A 23,578-nucleotide genomic window follows, 5' to 3' on the forward strand; every position below is an offset into this window, starting at 1 on the left:
GCCACATAACGAAAGCTGTCGGTCATATCAGCTAAATAATTCACATCTCTTCTCGATTATCATACACCTCGAAGATTTACTAAATTCGCTCTAATCAATGATAAAACAGTTGAATTTGGTTAAAAATTGATCAATTTTATCCTCTACATTGTATTGAATCATCCATGAGGTTTCGTGCATGGCTAGCGAAAATGATAGAAAAATCATAAAGTTCAGGTCGCGCAGATTATTGAGGATGTCTACCGACCATCAGCAATATTCTTTACATAATCAGTCCGAATATATCAAAGATTATGCTGAAAAGAACAATATGGAAATCGCTTATACCTACGATGATGCAGGTAAGAGCGGAGTCAGTATCATAGGCCGGCATTCTTTGCAGCAGTTACTTAGTGATGTAGAACAAAAGAAAATAGATATACAGGCTGTATTATTTTATGATGTGAGCCGTTTTGGTCGTTTTCAAAATAGTGATGAAGCTGCATATTATTCCTTTCTATTTGAGAGAAACGGTGTAGATCTTATATACTGTTCTGAACCTATTCCCACTAAAGATTTCCCTTTAGAGTCTTCTGTTATACTGAATATAAAAAGATCTAGTGCTGCATATCACAGCAGGAATTTATCAGAAAAGGTATTTATAGGGCAAGTAAATTTAATAAAGCTTGGTTATCATCAAGGCGGAATGGCTGGTTATGGGCTAAGACGTCTTTTAGTAGATGAAAATGGCATAGCTAAAGAAATATTGGGCTTATCCGCAAAAGAAAGAGTATTCAAACAGATAGGGTGATATTAATTCCGGGACCAAAAAATGGAATCAAAATTGTAAATAGCATTTATGATCTCTTTATAGATGATAACATGCCAGAATTCATTATTGCTGAGAGACTAAATGAACAGAATATACCTGCAGAAAATGGAACATTATGGACTCGTGCAAAAATACATCAAATCTTGACAAATGAAAAATATATTGGAAATAACATATATAACAAAACCTCATCTAAACTAAAAAGTAGGCTTGTAAAAAACCCCAAAAATGAATGGGTTAGATGCGACAAGGCATATAAACCCATTATTTCAAAGAAAAAATATAATAAAGCTCAAGAAATAATTCAGCTCCGATCCGTACATTTGACTAATGAAGAGCTTTTAGAAAAGCTAAAACAAAAATTAGAATCTAATGGAAAACTATCTGGCTTTATCATTGATGAAGATGATACAGGCCCTTCATCTTCTGTTTACAGAACGCGATTTGGTGGTCTTTTAAGAGCATATACTTTGATTGGTTATAAGCCAGAACATGATTACAGCTATCTCCAAAAAAATGAAGCACTAAGATCATTTTACTCAGATATAATTGAGGATTTTAAGGGTAGGATTTTAAAAAGTAACTGCTATATAGACGAATATAAATATGCCCCAATGCTTTACATCAATGATGAGCTTTTAATTTCCGTCATTATTACTAAATGCATACATATGAAATCAGGTAAACTTAGATGGAAGGTCCAGTTTTAATAAGTCACAGAAAGCAGACATAACAATTGTTATACGAATGGATTCACAAAATATTTCGCCTCTTGATTTTTATATCATACCAAAGATAGAAAACGAATATAGTAAAATGTGCATGACGGAAACAAACAACATTCGATTACGAAATCTCTATAGATTTGATAATCTGGATACACTTCTACAAATTATTACTCGCATGAAAGTGAGGGAACTATATGCTGCCTGAAACAAATGAATTCCCAATAATTCAAATTGAGATTGCAAAAATAAAATTTCTTAACCCTCGAACTAGAAATAAGGTAGTGCATGAAGAAATTAAGGAAAGCATAAAAAAAAGAGGATTAAGCAAGCCTATAAGCGTGAGAGCGATTGATGAAGACGATTTCAAATATGCTTTAATTTGTGGTCAAGGGAAGATAGAGGCTCTCATTGCATTAGGTGAAACAATTATTCCAGCAATTATAAGAGATGTATCAGAAGAAGATGCTTACGTTATGAGTTTAGTTGAAAACATTGCAAGGAGGAGACCGCGTTCCAATGAGTTATTACAGGTAATAAAAGATATGAAAATCAGAGGACTTTCAGACTCCGAAATAAGTGAGATTACTGGGTATTCATCGAACTGGGTGAGCAGTATAAATATGCTTCTTGATAAGGGAGAGCATAAACTTCTCTCTGCAGTCGAACGGGGGAATTTGCCTCTGTATCTTGCAGTGCAATTTGCAAGATGTGAAACTGAAGAAGCACAAGATATTCTTACCGAAGCATATGATAAAAAATTAATTAAAAGCCGGGACATTATAAAGATAAAACACATTCTAAATCAGCGAACAATCGGGAATAAAGGTGCAAAAGCCACCCGGGTTTTATTATCACAAACCATCAAAAAGAATGACTGCTGAGGAGTTAATTGAGCTTTATGAAAATAGTATCGCTGAACATAAATCTGTTTATAACAACTCTAAATTTATAAAAACTAATTTGCTGATAGTAAATGAGATTTTTAACATCATAATGATGAATAAAAGCTTTCAAAATATACTTGAACAAGAGAATCTATCAGAACTGCCATCTCAGATCCTCAATCCAATAGAACAAGAGGCATCAAAATGATTCAGATACGTTTTGGCGACAATTTTATTTATTTAGAAACTAACAAGCTAATTCCCTCAAAGGAATTGTTAGAAAATGTAAAGCTAAGTCATAAATATCATCAAATAGTTACCTCAATTGAAAGCTTAGGTATTATTGAACCAATAATAGTGTTCTATGACAAAGATAAAGATGCCATTAAGATACTCGATGGCCATTTGAGGGTTGAGGCTTTAAAAGATTTAGGCTTAGAAAAAGCTCCATGTATACTTTCGAGCATAGATAATGCGTTTCACTCCTAACAAACAAGTCAATCATATAAATGTAGTTGAAGAACATAGAATGATAATCAAGTCCTGGCAAAAGTATCAATTGAAAAACTTAGTGCTGTTTTGGGGATATCTATTGATGCTATAAAAGATAAAGCTAATGTGATGAATGGTATGAATCCAAGTGTAATTGCGAAACTTTCTGATAAACCTATACCTAAGGCTACATTTGATGTTTTGAGGAAAATGAAGCCAATTCGTCAAATTGAAGCAGTCGGTACAATGATTAATTTTGATAACTATAGTAAAAAATTTGCAATGAGCATCTTGGATGCTACACCGACATCGATGATAGTAAATAAAGGGAAAAACACTCCCTATAAAAAGGACATAAAAAAAACCATACTACGTCTGGAACAGGAAATGGCAACAACTTCGGAAGAAACAAAAAAGCTTCAAACCGAGTATGGTTCAGATATGTTGAAATTCGTTATAATCCAGTCATATATTAATAAATTACTTGGTAACTCTAAAGTTCTTCATTCGTTCTGGAAAACGAGGTTGATTATCTTAATGAGTTAAAAAGAATTCAAAATAAATTCTTTAGATGATAAGACTCTTGCTGAAAACAGCCAGTCATAGTTATGGTTATGGTTATGGTTATGGTTATGGTTTTATATAGCCGAAGTATACTTACACAATCACAAAGGTTTCTCTTAGATATTAGCATAAGTAGGCAGTATAAGCCGTAATCATTCGAACGGATTAAGGAGGTGAACTTATGGTTAACAAAATGAGATCTATTGCGTGAACGGCCACAGAGGAATCTGGTAAGTTCAGGTCTGGTGTCTTAGAAGCGGCCCTTGCCCATTCGAAGAAAGATGAAATCATCGCAGCCTATAATCGTGCAGAATACTTAGCAGAACGAGTGGTTCTCATGCAGTGGTGGAGCGATTACGTCATTGCTCAAAAATTTAAGGCTATTGCGGCGTAACAACTCTATAAGGGGTTAATTCTCCCAGCCCCTTATCCACCAAGACATAACCATTTTTTTAACATCACTTTTTCTACACCAAGATATATGGGCTGTAACGAACAAAAACGATTTTCTCTATGAACTGGCAAACAACACAAGAAATGCGAGATCATAGCTGTGGTGTTGTCTGATATGGATATCCCCTTTTTTGTTTTGTAACCTCTCTCTGATATCATGTATAAATGTTTCTTTGCACGCGAAGAAACCACATATAAAAGTCTACGGGCAACATAATTTTGATGCTCTGAGCTACAATTTATAATATCATTCCAATTAGGTATTTTTCCATTTAGTAACCCAGTGCAAATGACTACTTCATACTCATCTCCTTTTGTCGAATGACAAGTTGTGATTTTAACACCGCTTCTAAAATTGAAAAATAAATGTAATTCATTTGCTTTATAAGCCATTTTATACTTCAACATTCTTTTCAATGTGGCATTAATCAAAAGATCCATTTCTTGATAATAGTAGCTATCAATACTTATACTCAAATTAATAGAATGGCAAAAGCTCGTTATAATCTCTCTCAACCAAACATCAATTTCACAATTATAATCTACGGATAATGATATTTTATTTATCATCTTCAATATTTTTTTAGGAGACAAAGACTCTGTATAGGGTGCAACAACATTTAATTCCTGAAGGAAATCACGCAATAGTTTCTGTCTTGTATTAAAATTAGATGGAACTCTCTTAATTAAAAAGAGTTTAACCAAAGCAAGCCAGAGGTTTTCATTGTTTTTAGGTATAGGAGAGATCATGACTCCATCAATTTCTATATCCGGATTAAGAGTAACAATATCATTTGACAGTTTTATCACATCAAACCAGCCTGGACACAGAATAGCAATTTCATTTGAAAGCACTCCCTGTGCTAAATGAGTTCTAATAATACCTGATATATAAATAGGAAGTTGAGTAACATCTACCTCGCTTTCTTTAAAAATTACTGAGTTGAAATCCTTATTATCTGAAAGTGAATTAATATCATAATCTTCGTCTTTGTATTTACTATAAAAATCAACAATAGATTGGCTACTACGAAAACACCCTGTTAATTTCATCTCGGTTAGATCATCAAGTTGGAAACAATCAATTAATTCATTTCTATTCTTAACGACAGCCCCCAAACCAGTGTATATAGCTTGCTCTTTATCTCCAATAAAAGTAATCATTGTATTTTTCTTTAATACAATTTGTCTGAGTATCTCATATTGTATAAGGGATGTATCTTGATACTCATCGACTAAAATACACCTTAAAAGTAAAGACAATCTTTCACAAAGTGCATTGTATTTTGTCAACACCCGACAAGACAGATTTAATATCAAATCAAAATCGATTAATTTTTGCTCATACAAATAATTATGATATTCTTTTACGACCAAATATTCTTTGGTCCCACGAGAATAAAGCTGACAAAGGTTAAAATCTAAATTAGTAAAAACTTTATCATTTGCAGATAAGCCATGCTTTTCTTTTAATTCATTTATAAGAGAAATTCCTTTTCATGCTCATCAATTACACTAAATCCTCGGCAAAGTCTTGGTATCTTATCTACATTAGGTTTTATAATCCAATTCAAACAAAAACTGTGTATTGTTCCAATCCATAACGATTCACTACTTATGCCGAATGACATAATTCGTTCAAGAATTGTATCGGCTGCTATATTTGTATATGTAAGAGCAATTATCTTTTTTTTACCTATACAAAATAGTTCTTTTATTTTCTAAAATAAAACAAAGTTTAGAAACCAATGTCTTAGTTTTACCAGACCCTGGACATGCCGTTAATAATAAATTCCCGTTGAATTTAACGGCATCCATTTGCTCAGAAGTTAAATTTCTATATGGCATAATCTATAACTCCAACAGTCTTACAAAACTGTCATTGAAATGTTTCTTATATTCTATCATTTTACTAGAAAAATCCTTTTTGGCATTTATACAGTCAACTTCTTTAACCCCCATTAAAGACATATTGTAATCAAGCATTTTTTGATATATAGGCTCGACATTTCTATCCCGAAGCACAAATTGAATTGCCTGTAAAATATAATCAGGAACACGATTATCAACACTAAGATGCTCTACCATTTCAGTAGCTAACCATCCCTTCCCTATTTTCTTTGCAAACTTTAATACTCTTTTATATCGAACTCTGAGATCAGATGAATTTACATCTGTTTCAGCCTTTTTAAAATACGCTTCTTTTTTATACTCTGTTTTCATAACCTCTAAAAACAAGTTATTGTTTTCATCGTAGCGAACAAGCTCAGTTTCGAAAGTATTTTCTGCGTAATGAACCGTAATAAACTCATTACCTTCAATATATTTGTCTAACTCTTCTTTTCTTCGTAACCCATCATCTTCGGCATCTACCAGAGATTCGACAAAGTCCGCATCAAAAATATCATCAGCTACTTTTTACATAGGCCGAATCAAGATCCGTGAGAATTGCACATTTTCTTTTCAGCCTTTTTTCATGAAAAAGGTTAAAATATGTTTAAAAACAGTGCCATCTACTTTGATCAGACTTATGCCCAACTCATCTAAGCTGATTCCCAAAGTTTCTTTTACCATTGCTGGTATTAAAATAAGTTCTGCATCGCCTTCTACCAGAATGACACTTTTAGCAAACAAAAGGTCACTACGAATTGCATCAAGATATCGTTCTACGGAAGAAATTTCTTTCGGCGTCAAACCAAACGATGGATGATATACATCAGTAAATCCTTTTTGGCGGGATAATATATTCATTGATGATATTTTTGATACAGAACTAATTTGTGTTGAATGTGTAGAAACAAACACTTGCGTGTTTTTAAAATTGAAGTTATCGAAAAGGGTTTTTTGGATATGGTTATGAATATGTGCTTCGGGCTCTTCAATTAACAAGAAGTGAGTAATATGCTCTTCACTATCCCTTATTTCTTCATATTCATATAACTTTAAAGCAAGATAAATTAAGTTTGCTCCACCAAGACTCAGATCATCAATCTTTCCTGAGCCATTGTAATCCAGAGAATCTTCAACCACTAAGCCAAGTGATTGAATTAATTCTGTGAAATCTTCTGGGAGTTGTGAGGATACTAATATTTTAGGGGAATAAGTCGAACCTACTGTATTAAGTAACGAAGCAGATATCTTATTACTCAATCTCTCAATTTCAGGTATAGCTGAGATTTTACCATTAATATCTTTAACATTTTCTACAATATCTTTTCTATCAATTTGTTTACTTTTAAAGTAAGTAATTTATACAATGGATTCGTTTTATAATATTTAAAATATGCAACTACATTCCTAAGTGCTTTGACATAAGTACAAGCGACTTCGCTGCCTAAGGCAAAGTAAGGTGGCTTCTTAACCCCTAATACAGTAGCATCATCATCATTAGGATTTGAAAAGGAGTAACTATCAAAATCACCAACTACTTGTTTATAAATTTCGTCATTATTCAAATCAACCTTTGTTCTAACAAAAGCTACTGCTTCATATGTTTCTTTAGAAATAATATGGTTAGATACAAATTCTGTAAAAGAAGCGAATATTGCTTCCACATTGTCATCTTCTAATGTTAATTCATACAACTTTTGTCGAATATGAAATTTTGGTCTATATATAAAAGTGTAGTTACCTTCCTTTATAGACTTATCATTACCATCATTTACTGTATAGTTGGCAAGAACCTGTTCTTCCTCCGACTCACTTAAATCATCAAAATATAGCGTAATTATTATCCAATGACCGAAGGGTTCAGATAATCCACGATAAAAGTCCTCATTAGATAGAATCCTAGAATTCATCGGGAGAGAATCATCTAGAATCAACCTCATAGCATTAAACAAATTCGTTTTACCTGAAGCATTCTCACCGATAATTGTATTCACTGAGTCTTTAACAAAGTAAAAATTTGAGCTTCGAAAATTTTTATAGTTTCTAATAGCTAATTTATTGATATACATAGTAATCGGTTGGGCCCTTAGCATAGTTTTACTACACATTAGATTACTCCATAGCCACCAGAAGCACAAAGCCATCGAGTTCAAAAGCCTAATTAAGTCAAGTAAAAAGCATGGTAGTTTACAAAAAACACTAAAAAAAAAAGATATAATACCTGACTGAAATTAGTTTATGAAAACCAATAAAATGATTAAAACACTTTTAAATCAATATGTTACAATCAATAAAAATTAATATTGACGATGTAACATAACTATCGGATATTAAGTGAACAAAAAATTTCAGATACATCCTAACAATGATCTTGATACTTACTGACAGTAACGATGTTCATGCAGACATAGTTTCGATGAAACTCGGTGATAACTACTTCCGTTTGAATTTAGATATAGAAGCCCTTAAAGATACCAAAATTAGCTTTGATGGCTCTGAATGGACTATCTCCCAAAACGGAAAAACAATCAAAAATTCATCCGTAAAATGTGTTTGGCCAAGGCGGGTGTCTGTTCAAGTCAATTCTGAACAACAGCAAGATCAAAGTAACGGTTTCAGATTATGGCGATCTGAATGGAATAAAAGCCTTTTTGGCCTATATAATGCATTATCTGAAAGTTGCTGGTTTAATCATGTAAGAGATGCAACTCTCGCTGATAACAAGTATTTTCAACATAAAATAGCTAATGAAGTTGGGCTAAATAATCCAGCATTTATAACTTCAAACTCCAAAGAAGACCTCAAAAATTTCTTAACTACTTATCCTGATTCGGTTGTTAAATTCATGTCGCAAGATATGTATGTCTCTGAATCAGGTGAGATATTAGGTCTATATGTAAACAAAATCACTTTAGAACAGTTAGAAAGTTTCTCTAACGATTCAGAAAACCCAATTACTCTTCAAAAATATGTTAATAAAAAATTCGAAGTTAGATACACAGTAATTGAAGATGAACATTTTGCTTGTGCTATAGACTCTCAGCATTCAAACAAGGCCAAAGTAGACTGGCGTAGATACGATATACCTAATACACCGCACTGGAAAATTGACGCACCCACTTCGGTGAAGGAAAAAATAATTTCTTTAATGTCTAAGTTAAACCTTCGATATGGGGCTTTAGATTTCATCGTTGATGAAAATAATTACTGGTGGTTCTTAGAGGTGAATTCTGCTGGTCAATGGTTGTCAATCGAAGATTTTATCCGGCATGGATATTTCGGGTCCATTGCAAATTGGTTAACTTCAAATAGCAGGTGAAATATGAATGTCTTTGGTTTAAATTTTCTTGAAAAAATGGAATCGGAACAAAAAGTAGATGTTTCAAACTGGGCATGGAAACCTGAGAATAGTGAAGCTCAACGAATCTATGGTTCAGGTATGTCAACGAAATCTCGTGAATCTACTTATGCTGCTGAAAAAGATAGCAGAGAGGATTCGAATCGTCCTAACGAAGGGTTAGCAGCTTAAGTAATCCAGTGAACACTTAGTGTGTTCGCTGGATTTAAAAATAGATAGCATACATCGGTAATTATATAAAAATAGGATACATTATATGTTTGGATTCATCGACAACATATTGAAATTCTCCACTGAAGTTTTTAAAAACCAATACACTAATAACTCTTTTTGGCTTGGTTTACTTCTAATCAATATAATTATTACTATAGCATTAACATTGCAATATTTCATGAAACCAAGTAAAGATAAGAATGGAAATCCAAACACATCGAAGGCTGATTCATTAAAGCATCTATATTACTCAATTTTCGGCATTGCTTGTTTAATTATTATAAATTATATCGTCTATACACCTCCCATGAAACAAGAGAACCAAAATACTATTTATCAAAGAATAGAGTAATTTTTATTTCTTGATATCTAAACAATCAATGTGATTATTTTTATTAGTAATAATAATATATAGACTCGCAGAAGAAACAATAATCTATCTTGGTGTCTTTAAATTTTATATATTTATACATATTCATCTCCTTTTTTATTTTAACTTTATCTTTTTTTAATCTTTAGTCAATATGGATTGATTTTTTAATTAAGCAAGGGCTAACTCTCCGAAGCTCCGCTTCTCTGAGTTGCCTTGCTTTTCTCCTTTCAGTTGAAAAGAATACGACACGAGCTTCTGCATTTTTTAACTGTAATACAATCTTCTAATGTGAATTCAAGGTTTAGAGCTATTAATGCATGATTTTTTTGCTGTTGCTGGAATGGGTTCACATATAGTTAATTAAAATTGTTAATCAGTCTGCCATTTAATGTATAATCGAACCACTTAATTTTATAGCAAATGACCATTCTAAATAAAAAGGTTTAATCTATGAGTAATAATCCAGTTAGTGCATCTTCTGCAACATTACGAAAAGCGGTTAATGGCATATCGGAAGCTACGGGAAAAAACCTGTTCATACTCGTTATCCAAGTCTCGATTTTGATGCTGCGTTAGCAGATATACCAGATGCTATGAAAACAATGGCTATTGAATGGTATATTCGTGGAATTAAGCGTGGGATGGCTAAGGCGACTGACCTAATGCTAGAAGGTAGCATTTACAAAGAAGCAGAAATCATACACGCACCACCTGTAATAAAATTAAATGTCAGGATTAAATTCAAAGGTGACGAGTGGAAATCACTTCCATTAAGAATAAATCTTTAAAGAAATTGGATTTGACTAACTTCTAGTTAACATTTCAGAGTGGTGAGTTCAGTAAAAAATCCTTTCTCATCACTCTGTTTTAAAACCAGTAAATCTAACACACTTGTCTTTTTGGAGTGTTACTATTGACAATATTCAGGTTTCCTATACAAGTTAATAATCATACATGAAAAGGATTTCATATGGAAAAAACATTAAAAACCGAACAATTTGATTCAAATATTTCGCACGCAGATCCTTATATTACCCCCTCCCTCTATATATCTCTCAGAACTCACTGTGTTAGTGTTCGGCTTAATAATGAAGAACTCAATATTCTAAATGCGAGAAGAGGGAAAAAAAGCAAAGGCGAGTGGCTGCGAACATCATCATTGAAAAAGCCTCCTCTAGTAATACCTTCGATAAATATTGAAACTTGGAAAACGTTGAGTGAGATTAATCAGAAGCTGAACCGCATTGTTCTGCATGTAGATAGCAAGAGCAAAGACAGCAAGCTTACCCATACTGAACTATTTGCAGTCAGAAGACAGATCAGTGAACTTCGTCAACATCTTCTTAATGCAGATATTTGGAGTGTCCCTCGTGAAGGGTATGCAGAAGATCAAAAGGGGTAAGAGCTTCACAGGTGTTGTTCAATATGCATTGAAGCCGGGAGCACATCATAAAAGTGATCCCATCATCATTGGCGGGAACATGTTAGGTGATTCAGCCCTCGAACTGATAGTTGAATTTGATGGCACCAAACAGCTTCGGCCAGATGTCCAGAAACCGGTTTGGCACAACTCGCTTCGCCTGCCTAGTGTAGAATCCCTAACGGCTGAACAATGGTCCAGCATCGCAGATGACTATATGAGGAGAATGGGATTCAGTGATACTCACCTTCGTTGCTATGTGCTTCATGACGATCCGTGAATCGCCACGCGTTTAACAGACACCTCAGAGTCATTTAAGATGACTTAAAGAGAGGTGCCCATGAGCGGTAAGCGTTATCCTGAAGAGTTTAAAACTGAAGCAGTCAAACAGGTTGTTGATCGCGGTTATTCTGTTGCCAGCGTTGCAACACGTCTCGATATCACCACCCACAGCCTTTATGCCTGGATAAAGAAGTACGGTCCGGATTCTTCCACTAATAAAGAACAGTCAGATGCTCAGGCCGAGATCCGCCGTCTCCAGAAAGAGCTGAAACGGGTTACCGACGAACGGGACATATTAAAAAAAGCCGCGGCGTACTTCGCAAAGCTGTCCGACTGAGGTACGCCTTTATCCGTGACAACTCCTGTTGCTGGCCTGTTCGCCTGCTCTGTCGGGTGCTGGATGTTCATCCCAGTGGTTTTTACGCCTGGCTTCGGCCACCGCATTCACAACGCCATCAGGCAGACCTGAGACTGACAGGACAGATTAAACAGTTCTGGCTGGAATCGGGATGCGTCTATGGTTATCGCAAAATCCATCTGGATCTGCGTGACAGCGGGCAACAGTGCGGAGTAAACAGAGTCTGGAGACTGATGAAACGTGTCGGAATAAAGGCTCAGGTCGGATACCGAAGCCCGCGGGCACGTAAAGGCGAGGCCAGTATCGTGTCACCCAACAGGCTCCAGCGACAGTTCAATCCGGATGCTCCTGATGAGCGTTGGGTAACGGACATAACCTACATCAGGACCCACGAAGGCTGGCTGTATCTTGCCGTTGTTGTTGATCTGTTCTCACGCAAAATTATCGGCTGGTCCATGCAATCCCGGATGACAAAGGACATTGTCCTGAACGCACTGCTGATGGCTGTATGGCGGCGTAATCCCGAAAAACAGGTGCTGGTTCATTCGGATCAGGGCAGTCAGTACACAAGCCATGAGTGGCAGTCGTTCCTGAAATCACACGGCCTGGAGGGTAGCATGAGCCGTCGCGGTAACTGCCATGATAATGCGGTTGCAGAAAGTTTTTTCCAGTTGTTGAAACGTGAACGGATAAAGAAAAAGATCTACGGAACGCGGGAAGAAGCCCGCAGTGATATTTTTGATTACATCGAAATGTTTTATAACAGTAAGCGTCGGCATGGTTCTAAGCGAACAGATGTCACCGACAGAATATGAAAACCAGTATTATCAACGGCTCGGAAGTGTCTAGATTATCCGTGGCGATTCACAGAGAAGTCTATTCAACACATCATCTGAAACCTACAAGAAAAATTCGTTTATAGACAGCTAGTTGTAAACACCTTTCGTAACCTAACTCAATTGCGTAGTAATAAATTTGTGTTTCGTCAAGAAAATATTGATCGTTATTACAGATCGATAATCTAGTTATGATAGACAATAACTATCAAGTAACAATCATCAATCGGTACAAGCAATTTTACTAAAGCGAGTCAGTAATCAGATCTCTGTAAACGCACCATTTAATCTTCCAGATTGGGATAGCTATGGAAAACGAAACAATAAAGTGCCCGTTCTGCTTTACACAAAGTCCTCATGGTGTGCGGATTTGCAAAGGCTGTCATGCAAAGGTCGCTTACGGTGAAAGCCCGCTCAGTGTGGCATTCCTGTTTCAATTCGTGGCATTTGGTCTCGCGTGGTTAGCATTTTCGTGGACCGGCAGCACTCTTGTATCAGTCATTACGTTTTTCGTAAGCATCATTATTCTTATCTATAAAATCAAAAGAATGTATGCAGACAGAGTTGTTTTTATACGGTGAAATTAATTTCACACAACCGCAAACATAAAATGAGAAAGTAAATGAACCGATTTATAACGTCCTCTTTTTTTATTATTGTCTTCCTGCTTTCTGGCTGTTCAACATCAGGGAACCAGAACCTTAAAAACGAAACACCACAAAGCCTCCAGTCAAAGATCATTAAAAACAAAACAACTAAGACGGAATTACTCACTAAGTTAGGTGAGCCTAATACAAGAACCACACTCGATGACGGAAATGAGCAATGGAAATATTTCATGTCTAACAATCAGTTCAATGCAACGACTTTCATTCCTGTTGTGGGGCTGTTACTTGGCGGTTCCCAAACTCAGTCTAAAACTCTTGAAATCGACTTCAAGGGAGAGACTGTAAGTAAATGGACTTTTTCCTCTGACAATAACAACACCAAAACTGGCATTCTTAATTAATTGTTTTTTGGATAAGAAAATGAAAATATACTCAATTATCACAGTTATCATTACCACCTTCCTTCTAACCGCATGTAACAATGAACCATCGCAAGGCGATATATACAATGTTTTCAAAAGTGTTGTAGATAGAACAAATACAAGTATGAAAGCTCTTGATTCAAGAGTTACAGAAAAAATCTTTAAGAATCGATTACGTGAAGAAAGTTAGTTGCACAGAAGAAGCAAACAATGTTTATAACTGCATTGTCGATGCCTCTATTAGTAATATGAAACAAACAAAACCAGTAAAACTAATCAAATCTGATGGTGTCTGGAAAGAAGTTCAGTAGTAGCCTATATCAAGAAGTTTTTTAGCCCCTGCTTAGGGGCTTTTTATTGCCTATAACCTGACGGTTCTTACGCGAACTTCATGGGTTAACTCTTTCTCAATTACTTTCATTTCATATTGTGCTCTGACAGTAGCATAGATTTCCTCTGCTTTTTCTTGATTGTTATCTATGTAATTAACAGACAAGTTAGTTCCCTAATAACTCCTTCTTTGTTATTTAATCGTTGTAGAAGATTGCTTGTCAGACTTTGTATACCGAGCTAAACATAGTCATTATGTTATCAATATTACGATTGGATTTGGAATAAATCCTTTTAGGGTAAAAATATTTTAAATGGTATCCCACAAAAATTAAGTAAAGTTGATATGAGAAACTTTTATCTCCGGGCTGGTACCGTTTTGAGATATATTTATCAATTATAATGATAAGTTGCTCTTCCAGAGTAAACTCTGAATTGATGATGTTTTTGTCCATAAAATGCATCCTTGCATAATTGAAATAGTCATCCTGACCATATATTTATATTTATCGTATTTATTTAACTTGTCAATAGATGTAACTCATTATTTTTTATTAAATGGTCTATTCAATTGTTCCATAGTGAGACCATGTCTATGAGCATTATACTGCCAATAGCTAAACTGCTCTTTGTATCTATTGTTCTGTTTTTTTAACATTTCATTTTCGGCTTTAAGATTTATTATTTGTTGTGCCGCAATCGTTAAGTTAGCTGGCTTTTTAAGGCCAGATTTTTTCAAATTAGACAAATTTTTCTTTGTTCTATATGCTTCAACAACTTCATCATGAGCACTTAGAGATTGCCTTGTGATAGTTCTGTTTTAGATTCTTATAAACTGATTCACATAAATCGCTCCATGTGATTTTACCGTCCCAAGTCAGTATAATGTGTTTAATTGCCTTTATTTCACTCCTGTTTAAATGTTTTGCCATATGCATCTCCTGTTTCAATTATTCAATAGTTTATTAATTCTTTCCAAATTTTTTTTGTGGTGTTGCAACCATTTGTCTGCACCATAATCACCATTTTCATAAGCGATCTGAGTTATTCTCTTTAATTGCATTACTTTCTCTCGGACAGATTGCAGTCTAATTCTATCTACTGAGTTAATGTCCGGTGTTTCATTATCACATTCAATAAGATGATTAATTTTTGCACAAGGCTTGATTAAATAGTTATGTACACAGTAACCAAATTCAGTTAAGTGTATTGCACCTTGATTAAGGTTATCAAAATCAATTGTCAATTCATTTGTGGGTATTGACTCCCTTTGACAGTAATTACTCCTATTCAATTTAATAGCTTTGATTTTATCTAACATATCTTCTTCCGACACATGGTTATAAACTCTGTTCTGATTCGCATTGATACGACCAGACCATTTAGCTATATCCAGTTCAGACATTTCACCATAATGGGCTATTGTGTTTAAAAGGTGCCGTGGCTGGTGTGAGCGAATAAGTAGTGGTTTACCTTCATCATCATAATATCCATATCGGGAAAATATATTTTTATAATTCATCTCATAGCTTTTTCTTTGTATGTCACTGAAAAAGAAACTTTTAGTAGGTTTGTAAAATGTGAAAATTGAAGTCATTCTTGATAAAGAAAATTAATACATATGAGCAAGCATAAAGCATTACTAAATTTTATGGATTTTTCTTTATCATACCATGGAAAATCTCTGCTAAAATTAGAACTAATAATTTCCACAAATTACTCAATGAATAGTTGTAATCATTGTGGTTTAAGAAACTTTTCCACCATCCAAACTCGTTCTTTTAATTTTTAAAACACATGATTTATGATCAAATAAATTATACCCCAGTGCATGGCAAACTTGTACAACGGTCAATTTAGCTTTTTCATCAACTGTTGGGCAAAGCTCATGTCGGTAAAATTTATCCGGGTACTTTTCGCACCAGTGAGCAAGTGCTCTTGCATTTTGTGATAAGGAAAGTAATCTTCTAATCGCTTTCTTTGCAACTGGTATCATAACCCGTGGAATCCATTTGATATTAGGGCCATACCCTTTTACCGAATAAAATCTCAAACCATATCTTTCGATACCCTTGCCATCTATTTGTGTAATCTCACAATCAGCAGGTAAGGCTAAAATTTCAGAAATTCTGCTCGGACAACAAAGTAGAAGTGCAAATACTGAACTGGTGAACTTATCCCTTGGACTCAGTAACTCATCATTTTGAGAAAAAATATCAGCAATAGCGAGCAATGCTTCTTCATCTGGTAACTTATCGCTTCGGTGATAATCCTCAATCTCAGGAAGATAATTGTTTTTGACTTTCTGTTTTACATGGTTTTTCCATGAGATATATCCTGACTTCACAAGATTATGTTCACACAGAAACTTTGATATTTTTTCAAGCTGTATTCCACATTTAGCCAAAACGTTACCTTCAAAATATTTACTCCCCAATCTGCATTGCCTCATCGAAAACAACGGCTGTAACATTATAAATGAGACCAGTGTTCTGAACCTGCAAAAGGGCCTGTTCGAGACATCGCAAGGCCATCATAATAACCCCATAATTTTTTAATGGTTTCAATGTGTGTTGATATCTGATATATGCTTTCGCAAAATTGATATAATCTTCGTGCATTGCATCAATGGAATCAAAGATTTTATTTCCAATCCCTATTTTTCTAAATGTGACATATCCTTTCCAGGCATACTGCTCCCAATCCTGAGTTTCGGGTTAGTCCGGACAGTTGATAGCGACAAAATTTTATGAACTCATTATAATTTTCTTCTACAAGAATATGTTTTTTTGATTTGAACAAAATAATATTATTCATAGTTGATTCACCTCACTGCGATCAATCGGAATAAAAAACATACATTGATTGCAAGGAAATCCTGAATTCTGACTCTGGCATCTACTTGAAGAAAAAAATTTGAAATGACTTCTTTTTCGATTTGATTCCGTTCATAAAAATATCAGCGACAAATGACAATTGTTCTGAAACAGCGGAATCAATCCTTTCAACACTGTCAGCATGATTTTTAATATAAATCCCCGCACTTGAAGTAGATGAATGATCCAATAATTCAGCTATAGTATTAACATTATGCCCATTCTTAGCCAGCATAGTTGCTATTGTATAACGAAGCCTACGAGGAGTAATATTTAGTATCGAACCGGTACGGTTGGATATTACATTCCCATTATTAACAATACTTTTCAATGCTACATTAGCAATTGTAGGCTTCGCATATAATTTATTATATTCCAGAAGAATTGAACCTGTTATGGATAAATCTAAAAACATTCTTTCCTCATTTAAGAAAATAGGAACTTCTCGTTTAGAATAATCATCAAGAGTTTTTCCCAAGAGCTTGCTCAACAAGTTTCACTGATTGATTAGCTTGCAATTGAACAATTGATGCAACCTCTGATATTATTGCAAGTTCTCGATATCGTAGTTCTTTACCCCGTTGTTTTACTCGTGGCACTGAAATTACATATTCTACTTTGCCATTATCTAAGTTCTTTTGAAGAAGGTCTTTATATTTCAACATAACTAACTGCTGAGGTCTTCTACCTGTAAGACCAATCAATAGTGATATTGCATAATGTGGAAGTGACAGTTCACCTTTTCTATATGCATGATTCATAGCCTTAATCAAAGAAGTATGTTCTTCTTTATTTAATGGTCCCTCTGTTGGATCATCTTGAAGCACAGACTGACCAGATTTTTTTATTTTTAGGTCCAAATGCTTTAACAGTTCTACCGCACTTTCATCTATTCCCCGGATATCCTAACTCAAACCATTTAATCAAAAATGGTCGTAAAACGCGAAATGATGCTGAGGCTTTTGATAATTTCTTATTTTGATATTCAATTAGAACCTTATCATCAATATGAGTAGGAGATAGTTTACGGATAAGACTCTCCATATTTCTAACAATATTTTTCACATACAAATAGCTGTTGCTATTATAATAATATTGTACTGTATATACAAACCCACAAACCAAATTTTCGTTCATAGCATATATTAAGTTTGTAAGATTGATTCCGTTATTTTCAATCGAACTGACGATTTTATGTTCATGCAAAGACATTTTATCAGATTTATTTTTAATTAAATTATTCATCAAATTCTCCTTTGAATAGTTGCTCTTGTTGTTCAAGTGCAGTTTTTTTCGATAGCTCATGAATATGCCTGCGATTATAAATCATTGAAGTTTCTGAACCCGGTCGCCATCCCATGAGATAAGAACGGATTTGTTGCTCTTTTTCATCGGATATGTCCTGATTCTTGTCTATTGCTTTCGAAAACTCATAATTCCATGTATGTCTGAGTTTGTGACCTGTCAATCCCCCTAGAAGTGAGGAGGATTAACAACAACACTCACCACTTTGTGATATGAAGAAAATGAAATAGGTTGCCCTTGAGTTTTTCCTTCCTTATAAGTAATAAACAGGAAATCATGTTTGTTAGAATTTTTTATGTTTCTTCAATCATTCAGAATATAATCTGAAATTTCAAACATGAGCTTTTTATCAGCAATTAATTTCCTCTCACAAGTTTTAACTAAAGGCTGATACACTCACAATCTGTTTTATCATTTGCTCTTCTTCTTATTGCAATTGTCGATTCTGCAAAATCTATATCACCAATTCGCAGATTCAAAAGTTCGCCTGCTTCTCAGGCCAAAGCAGTGTAATAGCAGGAATATTAGATTGTTTCTTTTTTTGCACTTTTTCTGAAAAAGGATTTAATTTGCTACCCGGTGCAAGAATGCTAAACAAAGAATCCAATTGTTCATTATTTAAACTTTTTTCTATATCCATATTATATTTATCATTATTTCTCGGTTTCTTTCGTTTTATGTTGTTTATGAAATCTAAAATATATTGAGAGTATCCTTCTGTCCTGTATGAGAAAGATGTATTTTGCACAGCCATTCCAGATAGTTAGCTATGGTTGTTATCCGAAAGTACTTAGTTGGTTTTTTGACATTTGAACTTCTAAAATTATCATTCTCGCCATCTCGAAAATTGAATGAAGTGAATTCAATCAAATCTTCAATTTCATGAGGAGCCAGAAATATCCTTTTCTGAATTCTTTCATCAATATTGATATTTTTTCTCATAAAGAATCGATATAACAATGAAATATCCAGCGATAACCTTCATTGTTGATATAGACTCTGACCGATTCCTGACTTGTGTTGTTATATACAAGTTTGGATAATACAATGGCTCACCAGTATCTTTATTTACAACATGACAATATCTCTCACCATTTTCGAACATAAAAGAATCCACACAAATACTGCACATATTTTCCTCCTAAACTTTACAAAAAGTATAATTCCAATATATTAATAATAAGCATTTCGTAGATTTACAAATTTATTTGGATCGATTAAGATATTTATTTAAATTAAAACAGTGAGATAGACGATTATTTTTGTCAAATTATCATCTGGTAGATCTAGTTAATATTATGTACACCTAATACTTCGAAAACTATCTCACTGCCTTGCTAATAAACGGCAACCAAAATAATGTAAGTTATTCTGTAAAGTTTTAAGATAAATTATGCAGCCAAACTTTACATTTTCATAAAAAGCTCTTAATCCATTAGATATAAAATTATCCGCTTCGCTAGGAGTTTCAATTCATCAGGACATTTAATTAGAGATAACCAGGTCTCGTAAACATATATCTGTTTGCAAGCATCAACTTCGAGAGATCGAGTCTAAAGGTTCTCTCAGATTTCCTACAAGGTACTGACTGAGCCAGTAAATGATTTCTTTATTAAACTCGTTATTAGGTAAGTCATAAATCACTTCTTGGTCAAAGATCTTTTTCAGAAAAAATATCCGCATAAATTGCACATATGGTTTTCTTCGCTTACAAATTCTTCGATATTCATAAAATCACTCCTAAGTTCAATTAAGCAACATTATTTCGACTTGTTTCGATAACAGACTGAATCCAGGTATCAATCTCACTTTCAACGAAAGCTACTGCACGACTTCCAATTTTGACAGGAGCAGGAAACTTACCATCGTTGATCAGACGATATATCCAGGCTTTTCCGTAGCCAGTTCGTTCGAGAACTTCTGGTAATCGTATTAGGCGGGTTGCTTGATTTTTGATCTCGTTATCCCTTGTCGTTGCGGTGAAGTCACTATACGAACAGTTGGGAAAAGAAAAGAGCGAAGCTCCTGAAGCGGAGGTTCTTCGTAGCTATGCAGGATGGTTTTCTCGAAGTTGGTGCCGTACAGAAAAGGGGAACTTGAGAGTAGCTGAAATTCCCCCGTTTTATAGCAAGTGTCAAAATGCCCGGTTTAAAGTAAAAATCGCAAAAAAAAGCACCATTCACAATGATGCCTTTAGTTAATTTTAACAATTAAAACAAATAGTTATAAATGTAATTCTAATCAGATAGTTTCATTACATCAGAGACTTTCATTTGCTTCAAATGGCTATTTTTGTTCATGAAGTAATGGAATTGTCGGATAAAGTCAGTTGTGCAGGATTTAAGAGCCAAAGGCCTGTCGGTATCTTTGATTTGGCTAGACTGCCTCATTTCGCTTTCTTCGTCATCGCCTGTATATAGCAGTCTGGATAACTGTTCGTCAGAGACACGGATTTTTTTAACGGCTGCCCACACAGGATATCCAGCATAGGTATCACACGATAACTGATGAGTTTCTTGATAGTTCCATACCCAAAGCGAACTGATTCTAAAGGATCTGGTTCGATACCTTTGATTTTACGCCACTGCGGTAATGCAGCTTTAAGCGACTCTGCAATCTCTTCGTCTGTGCCACTTGCCAAATCAATCTCGAACATGACTGTTCGTGAAAACTGATCTGGCATAATATCTGAAAGTGATTCTTCCCGAAGATCTCTGTTTATTGAATAATTGTCATCACCATCCCAAACAAAACCTCCGCGTTGCATAGCAATGATGCTGGTTTCAGCAAGGCGATCAAGAGTTGTTAGAAAAAAATGGGGAGGCTGAAAAAGTTTATTGGCAGGAGTCATGTATCCCAGTTGCCCTTCTTCAATTAAAAAAGGATTGCCACTGAAAATTTTTGAGAAGTAACCCATAAGAGTTCTGCTCTCAAACTCTTGATACTCCTTTTTTAAAGAACAAGTTACGAGCCCATATCTCATGGTAAAACTGGAGCAATGAGAGGTCTTCAAATTTGCGATATGTATCAATCTTAAACCAACTCTTGATGTCTTTTGTGTGCTCTGGTGACCAGTTGTTCAAAATCCATTCTCCACCTATGCTGGTACTGCCCTACGGATAGAATTCAGTTTCGCTGAAAAACTACCGCATTCACTAATCGGTGAAAAGCAGATCCTGCTTGCGCAGTTCAGCTACTAGCAGGGAGTTGAACTGAAGAATTTGTTTCCTTTTGATACAATTCTCCAATCCGCTAATCGTGATAACCCATACCATTACGATTTATGGTTCCTTTTTTAGAACCACACATAAAATTCAAAGTATAAATAACATTAAAAATCAATGGAATGAATGGCTAATTACAGGGACGCCAGCCCACCAAAATTCTCCATCAGCGATCACCAGAGTCGACTGGTGGACGTCCTGAAAGCCCGCACGGCGCAAGCCCTGCGGGCTTTTTTGTGCCCTCAACTTGCCCTGCGAAGCCCATAAAATTTCCCGGCGGCACTGGTGCATCACGCCATTAAACATTCTTCCTCTCATGCTCAATGAGCCATTCTTTTCGAGAAATCCCCCCTCCATAACCTGTCATCGCTCCATCTTTACCAATTATCCTGTGGCAAGGGATCACAATTGCAATTCGGTTTGCACCATTAGCAGCAGCGACAGCGCGCACAGCATTTGGCTTATTCATCCGTAGTGAGATGGCCTGATAGTGTGAGGTCTGTCCATAGGGAACTGACCGCAGCTCGCGCCAGACGGATTGTTGAAAATCACTCCCCGGGGCATCTACAGAGAGATCAAACTGTCGGCGCGTTCCGGCAAAATACTCGCTGACCTCTTTTACTGTCTGCCGGGTGTGGCTGTTTTCTCCGGTGACGATTCTGGCGTTAAATAAACGCTGAATATCGCGAAATTCTGTTTCTAACATCCGGCGATCGGTAAACTCCAGTAGACAAACTCCCCGCTCTGTCGCACAGACAAACATCGGCCCAAGCGTCGTGGTAAAACGGTGAATGACAATCACCGCGGGTTGCCTGAGTCGGCGCTGCACCAGTAAGTCGCTTATAGGTATAACCAAACCCGCTCAGGGATTCATAGCCGTTGTCCAGCGCAACGTCGGTCGCCGTTCGTCCGCTTTTGAGCTCCTGCATGGCAACGTTCACCCGCTGCATTCGCTGGAAAGCCTGAAAAGTGATGCCGTGATGTTGCAGAAACCAGCGCCTTACCCGCTCCGGACTGATTCCATGCTGGCGAAGCTCCGCGTCTGCAACACGGGATTTAATATCGCGCCTGACAAGCGCAAGCGCCTGTTCAACAAATAATGGCGCGCTGTGCGCATTCTCAGCGGGTCTGCAGACCTTACAGGGCCGAAAGCCGGCTGCAAGGGCAGATTTGGCATCTTTATAAAATTCGACATTTTCACGTTTGGGCTTTCGCGCCCGACATACCGAAATGCAGAACACGCCAGTGGTTTTGACGCCAACAAAAAACACGCCAGTATATTCTGAAGCACGTTCAAGTAATGCCTGATACCAGATATCACATAAATTCTTATCGGTTATTTTCATCACCAAAAAGTCCTTCAAACGTCTGACGAGAACGGATCGCATGCATGACATCAGTCAGCGTTGACTGCATGGCTGGATGCACAAAATTGCCCATGGAAATGCGGCTTACTCCGGCCAGCTTCAGCCTGTCGAACGACGGAAGGTCGGGCATACACATGACATTAAGAGGCAAAGCCGTTGCCTCTGCAATGAGGCTGATGTCTTTCTCTGACGTCAGACAGGGAACAAAAAGGCCGTCAGCACCTGCAGCTTTATAACTTTGACCCCGTAATAGCGTCTCCTGCAACACATCTACATGCCCGAGCAGGTAAGTGTCAGTCCGGATGTTCAGAAACAGGCTATGATTTTCGCTTCTCAGCGCATCGCATACTGTTCTTAGGGTACAGGTAAAATCAGAGGCATCGTCAAGCTGACGCACCCCGTTTATGACTCTGCTGTCTTCAAGGTTAACGCCTGCGACGCCTGTCTGAGCAAGGCGCCTGAGATTGGCTGTAATCTCTTCGGCTGAATCACCATACCCTGCTTCCATGTCAACGCTCAATGGCAGCTTGCTAACAGCCTGGATACGGGTGACCATATAAAATAATGCATCAAATGGCATTCCCTGCCCGTCTTCATATCCCAGTGTGGACGCGATTGCTGCGCTGGACGTTCCCAATGCCTGATAACCTGCTTCTTGCGCTGCTACAGCACTGGCGGCATCCCAGACATTAGCGATAAGAAGTGGCTCATGCTGGTTGTGGAGTTCTGCAAAATTCATATCCATATCCTCTCGATAAGATTGAAAATGAATCTAAGCAGTCGC

At 36.1% G+C, this 23,578-nt stretch carries 15 protein-coding genes and 15 pseudogenes; 14 read left to right on the forward strand and 16 right to left on the reverse strand.

Features of this window, described 5'->3' with window-relative positions; genetic code table 11:
- The first annotated feature begins 178 nt into the window (after positions 1 to 178).
- The 4 pseudogenes from ACQG19_RS18695 to ACQG19_RS18710 all read left to right on the forward strand — a co-directional run.
- A pseudogene (locus ACQG19_RS18695) lies at positions 179 to 1,744 on the forward strand (recombinase family protein).
- Positions 1,734 to 2,631: pseudogene (locus ACQG19_RS18700) on the forward strand (ParB/RepB/Spo0J family partition protein). Before ACQG19_RS18695 ends, ACQG19_RS18700 begins: the two co-directional pseudogenes overlap by 11 nt.
- Positions 2,628 to 3,521 (forward strand): annotated as a pseudogene (locus ACQG19_RS18705) (plasmid partitioning protein RepB C-terminal domain-containing protein). The pseudogenes ACQG19_RS18700 and ACQG19_RS18705 overlap by 4 nt, the downstream one beginning before the upstream one ends.
- 127 nt (positions 3,522 to 3,648) lie before the next feature.
- Positions 3,649 to 3,873, forward strand: a pseudogene (locus tag ACQG19_RS18710) (integrase); the annotation flags it as partial.
- A gap of 32 nt (positions 3,874 to 3,905) precedes the next feature.
- On the opposite strand, the gene ACQG19_RS18715 reads toward ACQG19_RS18710, so the two are convergent.
- The 6 genes from ACQG19_RS18715 to ACQG19_RS18740 form a co-directional block, all read right to left on the reverse strand.
- Positions 3,906 to 5,309, reverse strand: coding sequence for a UvrD-helicase domain-containing protein (locus ACQG19_RS18715; RefSeq protein WP_426725967.1), 1,404 nt, complete (start codon positions 5,307 to 5,309; stop codon positions 3,906 to 3,908).
- 101 nt (positions 5,310 to 5,410) lie between these two features.
- Positions 5,411 to 5,650, reverse strand: coding sequence for a UvrD-helicase domain-containing protein (locus ACQG19_RS18720; protein ID WP_426725997.1), 240 nt, complete (start codon positions 5,648 to 5,650; stop codon positions 5,411 to 5,413).
- The gene (locus ACQG19_RS18725) at positions 5,625 to 5,780 is read right to left on the reverse strand and encodes a UvrD-helicase domain-containing protein (RefSeq protein ID WP_426725968.1); all 156 of its coding nucleotides are present in this window, start codon (positions 5,778 to 5,780) and stop codon (positions 5,625 to 5,627) included. The genes ACQG19_RS18720 and ACQG19_RS18725 overlap by 26 nt, the downstream gene beginning before the upstream one ends.
- Before the next feature lie 3 nt (positions 5,781 to 5,783).
- Entirely contained in the window at positions 5,784 to 6,155 is a 372-nt protein-coding gene (locus ACQG19_RS18730; RefSeq protein ID WP_426725969.1) for a hypothetical protein, read from the reverse strand.
- A 240-nt stretch (positions 6,156 to 6,395) separates the two neighbouring features.
- Complete coding sequence (locus ACQG19_RS18735) at positions 6,396 to 7,181, reverse strand: ATP-dependent nuclease (protein ID WP_426725998.1); 786 nt, start codon at positions 7,179 to 7,181, stop codon at positions 6,396 to 6,398.
- Complete coding sequence (locus tag ACQG19_RS18740) at positions 7,136 to 7,930, reverse strand: AAA family ATPase (RefSeq protein ID WP_426725970.1); 795 nt, start codon at positions 7,928 to 7,930, stop codon at positions 7,136 to 7,138. The genes ACQG19_RS18735 and ACQG19_RS18740 overlap by 46 nt, the downstream gene beginning before the upstream one ends.
- A 308-nt stretch (positions 7,931 to 8,238) precedes the next feature.
- Here ACQG19_RS18740 and ACQG19_RS18745 point away from each other — a divergent pair, with 308 nt between their 5' ends.
- The 9 genes and pseudogenes from ACQG19_RS18745 to ACQG19_RS18785 all read left to right on the forward strand — a co-directional run bounded on the left by ACQG19_RS18745 (position 8,239) and on the right by ACQG19_RS18785 (position 14,003).
- Positions 8,239 to 9,141, forward strand: coding sequence for a hypothetical protein (locus ACQG19_RS18745; RefSeq protein WP_426725971.1), 903 nt, complete (start codon positions 8,239 to 8,241; stop codon positions 9,139 to 9,141).
- Positions 9,142 to 9,144: 3 nt separating this feature from the next.
- The gene (locus ACQG19_RS18750; protein WP_426725972.1) at positions 9,145 to 9,351 is read left to right on the forward strand and encodes a hypothetical protein; all 207 of its coding nucleotides are present in this window, start codon (positions 9,145 to 9,147) and stop codon (positions 9,349 to 9,351) included.
- 1,017 nt (positions 9,352 to 10,368) lie between these two features.
- Positions 10,369 to 10,554 carry a hypothetical protein gene (locus ACQG19_RS18755; RefSeq protein WP_426725973.1) on the forward strand — a complete coding sequence of 62 codons (186 nt, stop codon included), beginning with the start codon at positions 10,369 to 10,371 and terminating at the stop codon, positions 10,552 to 10,554.
- A gap of 182 nt (positions 10,555 to 10,736) precedes the next feature.
- Complete coding sequence (locus ACQG19_RS18760; RefSeq protein ID WP_074169554.1) at positions 10,737 to 11,168, forward strand: hypothetical protein; 432 nt, start codon at positions 10,737 to 10,739, stop codon at positions 11,166 to 11,168.
- Positions 11,137 to 11,460 (forward strand): annotated as a pseudogene (locus ACQG19_RS18765) (relaxase/mobilization nuclease domain-containing protein); the annotation flags it as partial. The gene ACQG19_RS18760 and the pseudogene ACQG19_RS18765, both read left to right, overlap by 32 nt.
- 66 nt (positions 11,461 to 11,526) lie before the next feature.
- Positions 11,527 to 12,675: pseudogene (locus ACQG19_RS18770) on the forward strand (IS3 family transposase).
- Positions 12,676 to 12,970: 295 nt separating this feature from the next.
- Positions 12,971 to 13,243: a hypothetical protein gene (locus ACQG19_RS18775; RefSeq protein WP_007666384.1), complete on the forward strand. Its 273-nt coding sequence runs from the start codon at positions 12,971 to 12,973 to the stop codon at positions 13,241 to 13,243.
- A 41-nt stretch (positions 13,244 to 13,284) separates the two neighbouring features.
- Complete coding sequence (locus tag ACQG19_RS18780) at positions 13,285 to 13,671, forward strand: hypothetical protein (protein WP_426725974.1); 387 nt, start codon at positions 13,285 to 13,287, stop codon at positions 13,669 to 13,671.
- Between the two features lie 19 nt (positions 13,672 to 13,690).
- Positions 13,691 to 14,003 (forward strand): annotated as a pseudogene (locus ACQG19_RS18785) (cell wall-binding protein).
- A 50-nt stretch (positions 14,004 to 14,053) separates the two neighbouring features.
- Here the strand turns inward: ACQG19_RS18785 and ACQG19_RS18790 are convergent.
- From ACQG19_RS18790 to ACQG19_RS18825, 8 genes and pseudogenes are all read right to left on the reverse strand, one after another.
- Positions 14,054 to 14,477 (reverse strand): annotated as a pseudogene (locus ACQG19_RS18790) (hypothetical protein).
- Positions 14,478 to 14,566: 89 nt separating this feature from the next.
- Positions 14,567 to 14,954: pseudogene (locus ACQG19_RS18795) on the reverse strand (hypothetical protein).
- A gap of 14 nt (positions 14,955 to 14,968) precedes the next feature.
- Positions 14,969 to 16,839, reverse strand: a pseudogene (locus ACQG19_RS18800) (DNA-binding protein).
- Positions 16,836 to 18,143, reverse strand: a pseudogene (locus ACQG19_RS18805) (tyrosine-type recombinase/integrase). Before ACQG19_RS18805 ends, ACQG19_RS18800 begins: the two co-directional pseudogenes overlap by 4 nt.
- Positions 18,136 to 19,335, reverse strand: a pseudogene (locus ACQG19_RS18810) (tyrosine-type recombinase/integrase). Before ACQG19_RS18810 ends, ACQG19_RS18805 begins: the two co-directional pseudogenes overlap by 8 nt.
- A 295-nt stretch (positions 19,336 to 19,630) precedes the next feature.
- A pseudogene (locus tag ACQG19_RS18815) lies at positions 19,631 to 19,933 on the reverse strand (hypothetical protein).
- A gap of 20 nt (positions 19,934 to 19,953) precedes the next feature.
- Positions 19,954 to 20,160: a helix-turn-helix transcriptional regulator gene (locus tag ACQG19_RS18820; RefSeq protein WP_000795663.1), complete on the reverse strand. Its 207-nt coding sequence runs from the start codon at positions 20,158 to 20,160 to the stop codon at positions 19,954 to 19,956.
- A gap of 280 nt (positions 20,161 to 20,440) precedes the next feature.
- A pseudogene (locus ACQG19_RS18825) lies at positions 20,441 to 21,286 on the reverse strand (DUF6387 family protein).
- A 267-nt stretch (positions 21,287 to 21,553) separates the two neighbouring features.
- Between ACQG19_RS18825 and ACQG19_RS18830 the strand changes: the two are divergent.
- Positions 21,554 to 21,694, forward strand: coding sequence for a hypothetical protein (locus ACQG19_RS18830; RefSeq protein WP_426725975.1), 141 nt, complete (start codon positions 21,554 to 21,556; stop codon positions 21,692 to 21,694).
- 31 nt (positions 21,695 to 21,725) lie between these two features.
- Here the strand turns inward: ACQG19_RS18830 and ACQG19_RS18835 are convergent.
- Positions 21,726 to 22,773: pseudogene (locus ACQG19_RS18835) on the reverse strand (bifunctional transcriptional activator/DNA repair enzyme AdaA).
- The gene (locus ACQG19_RS18840) at positions 22,757 to 23,533 is read right to left on the reverse strand and encodes an isocitrate lyase/PEP mutase family protein (protein WP_426725976.1); all 777 of its coding nucleotides are present in this window, start codon (positions 23,531 to 23,533) and stop codon (positions 22,757 to 22,759) included. The pseudogene ACQG19_RS18835 and the gene ACQG19_RS18840 overlap by 17 nt, the downstream one beginning before the upstream one ends.
- Positions 23,534 to 23,578: the final 45 nt, after the last annotated feature.

This window comes from Enterobacter cloacae complex sp. 277I4, from assembly GCF_050031465.1.
In the GTDB taxonomy this organism is placed as follows: Bacteria; Pseudomonadota; Gammaproteobacteria; order Enterobacterales; family Enterobacteriaceae; genus Enterobacter; species Enterobacter cloacae.

What these genes read in the sequence shown, in the direction of transcription:
- ACQG19_RS18840 (WP_426725976.1), bottom strand. Translation starts at nt 23,533, where the DNA reads ATGAATTTTGCAGAACTCCACAACCAGCATGAGCCACTTCTTATCGCT.
- ACQG19_RS18730 (WP_426725969.1), bottom strand. Translation starts at nt 6,155, where the DNA reads ATGAAAACAGAGTATAAAAAAGAAGCGTATTTTAAAAAGGCTGAAACA.
- ACQG19_RS18755 (WP_426725973.1), top strand. Translation starts at nt 10,369, where the DNA reads ATGGCTATTGAATGGTATATTCGTGGAATTAAGCGTGGGATGGCTAAG.
- ACQG19_RS18745 (WP_426725971.1), top strand. Translation starts at nt 8,239, where the DNA reads ATGAAACTCGGTGATAACTACTTCCGTTTGAATTTAGATATAGAAGCC.
- ACQG19_RS18780 (WP_426725974.1), top strand. Translation starts at nt 13,285, where the DNA reads ATGAACCGATTTATAACGTCCTCTTTTTTTATTATTGTCTTCCTGCTT.
- ACQG19_RS18830 (WP_426725975.1), top strand. Translation starts at nt 21,554, where the DNA reads ATGGCTAATTACAGGGACGCCAGCCCACCAAAATTCTCCATCAGCGAT.
- ACQG19_RS18775 (WP_007666384.1), top strand. Translation starts at nt 12,971, where the DNA reads ATGGAAAACGAAACAATAAAGTGCCCGTTCTGCTTTACACAAAGTCCT.
- ACQG19_RS18760 (WP_074169554.1), top strand. Translation starts at nt 10,737, where the DNA reads ATGGAAAAAACATTAAAAACCGAACAATTTGATTCAAATATTTCGCAC.
- ACQG19_RS18725 (WP_426725968.1), bottom strand. Translation starts at nt 5,780, where the DNA reads ATGCCATATAGAAATTTAACTTCTGAGCAAATGGATGCCGTTAAATTC.
- ACQG19_RS18740 (WP_426725970.1), bottom strand. Translation starts at nt 7,930, where the DNA reads ATGTGTAGTAAAACTATGCTAAGGGCCCAACCGATTACTATGTATATC.
- ACQG19_RS18750 (WP_426725972.1), top strand. Translation starts at nt 9,145, where the DNA reads ATGAATGTCTTTGGTTTAAATTTTCTTGAAAAAATGGAATCGGAACAA.